This is a genomic window from Roseomonas sp. TAS13 (assembly GCF_001950415.1).
Taxonomy (GTDB): domain Bacteria; phylum Pseudomonadota; class Alphaproteobacteria; order Acetobacterales; family Acetobacteraceae; genus Roseomonas; species Roseomonas mucosa.
In genome coordinates this window covers 1-4,652 of record NZ_BDLP01000344.1, presented here as the reverse complement: position 1 = coordinate 4,652, position 4,652 = coordinate 1, and the positions used below count along the sequence as shown (strand labels likewise).

At 72.3% G+C, this 4,652-nt stretch carries 4 protein-coding genes; 2 read left to right on the top strand and 2 right to left on the bottom strand.

Annotated features, from left to right (window positions below; all coding sequences use genetic code 11):
- Positions 1-1,158, top strand: a 1,158-nt coding sequence (locus tag ROTAS13_RS19760) for a polysaccharide biosynthesis protein (protein WP_075823182.1), incomplete at its 5' end; no start/stop codon positions are given.
- A 24-nt stretch (positions 1,159-1,182) separates the two neighbouring features.
- Here ROTAS13_RS19760 and ROTAS13_RS19755 read toward each other — a convergent pair.
- Together ROTAS13_RS19755 and ROTAS13_RS19750 are read right to left on the bottom strand one after the other, a co-directional pair.
- The gene (locus tag ROTAS13_RS19755; protein ID WP_252571659.1) at positions 1,183-2,202 is read right to left on the bottom strand and encodes a P1 family peptidase; all 1,020 of its coding nucleotides are present in this window, start codon (positions 2,200-2,202) and stop codon (positions 1,183-1,185) included.
- A complete protein-coding gene (locus ROTAS13_RS19750) occupies positions 2,195-3,793 on the bottom strand; it encodes an ABC transporter substrate-binding protein (protein WP_226946019.1) in 1,599 nt (532 codons plus the stop codon). The genes ROTAS13_RS19755 and ROTAS13_RS19750 overlap by 8 nt, the downstream gene beginning before the upstream one ends.
- Before the next feature lie 373 nt (positions 3,794-4,166).
- Here ROTAS13_RS19750 and ROTAS13_RS19745 point away from each other — a divergent pair.
- Positions 4,167-4,652, top strand: a 486-nt coding sequence (locus tag ROTAS13_RS19745) for a PTS sugar transporter subunit IIA (protein WP_171979169.1), incomplete at its 3' end; no start/stop codon positions are given.

The window sequence follows — 4,652 nt, the reverse complement described above, 5'->3', positions numbered from 1 at the left end:
GCCGCTTTCCGCGAGGCGCGGCCCGACGTGGTCTTCCACCTCGCCGCGATCCGCGAGCCCGGCCGGGCCGAGGCCGTGGTGCGCGAGGCGGTGGAAACCAATGTCTTCGGCAGCGGCAACGTCATCGAGGCCTGCCAGCGCCATGGCGTGCGGGTGGCGGTCTATTCCTCGACCGGCAAGTGCTTCGCCTATGTGACCGACCACGTCTACACCGCCACCAAGAAGCTGGCCGAGGCGCAGTGGATGCGCGCCGCCCGCCATGCCGCGGCCGGGCGGGCAGGTGGGGCGGAGGCGACGCATTTTGCCGTCACGCGCTTCACCCATGTGCTGGAGAACGGCATCATCGCCGCCGACATCCAGGCGGGGATCGAGGCCGGAATGATCGGCCTGCACGGGCCGGACCGGCATTTCAACGTGCAGAACCTGCGGCAGGCGACGCATCTCCTGGTCAATGCCGCCGCGCTGGCCGGCGAGGGGCCGGTGGATGGCTTCTGGAGCGCGGTGGATCTCGGCTGGCCGGTGAACACGCTGGATCTCGCGCTGTTCCAGATCCGGCGCAGCGGCCGCGATGTCGGCCTGCGCTTCCTGGGCGTGCCGAAGGGCTACGACGAATCCTTCTACCGCGGCCAGTTCGACTGGAGCGGCCTCTACGAGTACCACCCGCTGGTCAATGCGCTGGAGGCGCCGCAGGGCTTCACCGACCGGAGCGGCACCATGGTCGGCGCCCGCGTCGGCGCGGTGCCCGATGCGGTGCTGACGCAGGAGCTGCGGCATCTGCGCCAGGTGGTGGATGGTGCCGAGGGCGCGCCGGGCACGGTGAAGCAGGCCCTGCTGGCCGCGGTCACCGCCGTCACCGGCGCGGTCTTCGCCACCACGCCGCCGGAGCGGCTGCTGGACGTGCTCTGGTGGGGCGCGGCGCCGGCCTGGGCCGGGCCGGGCGCCAGCACGGCCGCGCGCTACCGCAGCCTCGTCGCGCTGCTGGTGGATGCGCTGCTCCCGCATGTGGAGGAGAAGCGGTTCCATGCCTGCCCGGCACAGATGGGGCGCCTGCGGGAGGTCGCCCAGACCCTGCCGCTGATCGAAGGGTTGCAGGGCCGCGCCGCGCAGCTCCAGGCCCTGCTGTCGGCGCGGCACATGATGGACGCCGCGCACGACTGACGCCGCCGGGCTTCCGCCGGAGGGCTATCCCTCGAACCGGTCGCGCCAGGATGGCAGCGCCCCCGGATAGGGCAGGGCCGTCGCCTCGAAGACCGCGCGTGCCACCGCCCGCGCCATGGCGATGGTCGCCGCATGGCCGAGCAGGGTCAGGTCTCGCAGCGGGTTCGCCAGCGGCACCTCCCCCGTGGCGGCGGCGAAGACCGTGTCGCCGTCATTCGGCGCATGGGCCGGCAGGATGGCGCGGGCCAGCCCGTCATCGGCCATGCTGGCGAGGCGTGCGGCCTGGGCCTTGGTCAATGCGGCGTTGGTGGCGACCAGCCCGATCGTGGTGGCGGTGCCGGGGCCGCCCTTGAAGCGCGGCAGCACGTGGTCCGGCGTGAAGCGGGCCGGCAGGCCGCGCCCGCCGAATTCCCCGTCCCGCTCGAAGGGGGCCGACCAGAACCAGGGACCTTCCCCGACCAGGGGGGAGCCGACCGCATTCACCGCCACGATGGCCGCGACGACATGGCCGCTTTCGCTCATCAGACTGGCCGAGCCGAGGCCACCCTTGACCAGCGGCGTGGTGGCGCCCGTCCCGGCCCCGACGCTGCCCAGCGCGAAGCCATGGCCGGAGCCTTGCCCGGCGGCCTCCATCGCGGCGGCGTAGCCGAGTTCGCGATAGGGCGGGAAGCGGCCCCAGTCCTTGCTGCCGCCATTCCGCAGGTCGAACAGGATGGCCTGCGGTGCCAGCGGGATGGTGATCCCGGCGAAGCTCTGCCCGCGTCCCAGCTCCCGCAGCGCCGCCTGCACCCCGGTTCCGGCATCGAGGCCGAAGGTGGAGCCGCCGGAGAGCACGATCCCGTCCACCTTCTCCACTGACTTGTCGAGCGCCAGCAGCTCCGTGTCGCGCGAGCCCGGGGCGCCGCCGCGCATGCTGACCGCGGCGGTGGCGCCGCCGGCGAAAAGGATGGCGGTGACGCCGGAGCCGAGGGCGAGGTCCGTGGCATGGCCGACAGTGATGCCGGCGATGTCGGTGATCAGGTTCAGTGGTGGTGCGTCAGGCACGGCGGGTGCTCCAGAACAGGACAAAGCCCTTGGGGACATCCACGATCTCCCGCCGGAAGACGGTGGAGGCGATCATCTGGCCGAGTGGAATATAGGGCACGTCGCGGAAGGCCTGCTCCTGGATGCGGACGGCGATGGATTTCTGCGCCGCCGCGTCCGGCGCGGCGAGCCATTCGTCGCGCAGCGATTCCAGCGCCTCGCTGCGCGGCCAGCCGGTGGCCGTGCCGTTGCCGCGCAGATAGCTGTGCACGGCGGGATTGATCTGATCGATGCCGGACCAGAAGGTGCCGAAGATGCTCCAGCCGCCCGCCTCGACCGGATCGCGCTTGGGCAGGCGCTGGACCATCGACCCCCAGTCCATCGCCTGCTCGTCCAGGTTCATCCCGAGCCGGCGCAGCAGGTCGGCGGTGACATCGGCCAGAGCCTTCAGCGTCGGGAAGTCGGAAGGCGAGAGCAGCACCACCTTCTGGCCGTTGTAGCCCGCCTCGGCCAGCGCCCGGCGCGCCCCGGCGATGTCGCGCGGGCCGGTGAGCGCCGCCATCCCGGCATCGCCCGCCAGCGGCGAGACCGGCGGGAAATAGCCGACGCCCTCGTTCCAGTTGGCCGGATCGGTACCGGCCACGGCGGTCATGTAGTCGGCCTGCGACACGGCGCCGAGCAGGGCGCGGCGGATCGCCGGGTTGTCGAAGGGCGGGTTCAGATGGTTGAAGCGCAGGCAGCCGACATAGCCGGCGACATCGCGCTGCGCGACGTTGAGCTTCGGGTCCTGGCGCAGCATCGGTAGCAGGTCTGCGGTCGGGTTCTCCCACCAGTCCATCTCGCCCGCCCGCATGGCATTCGCTGCGGTCGCGGCATCGGGCAGGACATGCCATTCCACGCGGTCGAAATGCACCCGCTTCGGCCCGGCGGTGAAATCGGCGGGGCCGCCCACCTCGTCCTCCGGGCGCGGCACGTATTGTTCGTGGCGCGCATAGACGACGCGCGAGCCCGCGACCCGCTCGCTCGCCACGAAGCGGAAGGGACCGCTGCCCACCATCTCCGTGACCTGGGTGAAGGGGTCGGTCCGCGCCAGCCGTTCCGGCATGATGGCGCAGATCGCGGAACCCGCCTTGCCCAGCGCATCCGGCAGGAGCGGGAAGGGGCGCTTCAGGCGGAAGCGGATCACCCGGTCGCCTTCGGCGGCAAGCTCCTCCGTCGCCGCCATCAGCGTCTGGCCGAAGCCGTCGCGCGCCCCCCAGCGGCGGATGGAGGCGACGCAGTCCCGCGCCAGCACCGGCTCCCCGTCATGGAAGCGCAGCCCGTCCCGCAGTGTCAGGCGCCAGGCCAGCCCGTCCGGCGAGACCTCGTGCCCCGCCACCATCTGCGGCCGGGCGCGGAAGGCGCTGTCCTGCCCGTAGAGCGTGTCGAAGACCATCATCGCGTGGTTGCGCGTGACATAGGCCGTGCTCCAGACCGGATCGAGCACGGCAAGGTCGGATTGCGGCACGAAGCGCAGCACGGACCCGCCCGGCGAGGCGGCCCGCGCCCGTGAGAGCCACGGCGCGGCCAACCCCGCCGCCAGGGAGCCTGCCAGGAGCCTGCGGCGCCGCATCCGGTCCTCCATTCCGCAATCAGGCCGGGCGGAACGCCGCACCGGAACCGCCAGGGTGGCAGGCTTGGCAGGGAGGCGTCCAGAGCCGCCCGGCCCACGCGCGCCGTCTCCGGCGTTGCGCCGTCCCGAGGGAGCAGGCTCCGCCTCCCCCACGGGCGGCCAGGACGTGAAACGCCGGAGCGGGGCGGGCGGGGAAAGCTGCCACCCGTTACCGTGGCGCATTGTCCCAATTGCCTGTCGCGGTGCCGCCATTTAGGACATGTTCAGGCGACGGGGACGGCGGGCGGCGGACGGGCGGACCTGGTGAACCGGGTTCCCCGGGACCTCTGCCGGATTCCGGGCGCCACATCGTGACCAAGGGATGCCAGCACACGTGATCCTTTCCGCCGAACGCATCCGCCTCGACGCGAATCCGGGGTCCAAGGACGAGGCCATCCGGCAGGCCGCCCAGCTCCTCGTGGACACGGGCGCCATCGCGCCCGCCTATGTGGAGAGCATGCTGCGCCGGGAAGGCGAGGCCGAGACCTATCTGGGCGACGGCATCGCCATCCCGCACGGGCAGCGCAACGACCGGAACCTGATCCACAGCACCGCCATCTCCGTGCTCCAGGTGCCGAAGGGCGTGGACTGGGGGGAGGACAAGGCCCGGCTGGTGGTGGCCATCGCCGCCCAGGGCGACGAGCATATCGAGGTGCTGCGCCGCCTGACCGAGGTGCTGGGCGACAGCGCCCTGGCCGAGCGGCTCGCCACCACGCGCGATCCCGGGCTGATCCTGCGCACGCTGGACCCCGATGCGGCCCCGGCCGCCACCGCCCCCGCCATGCCGCCGGCAGGTTCCCTGGAAGCCTCGGGCGAGGGC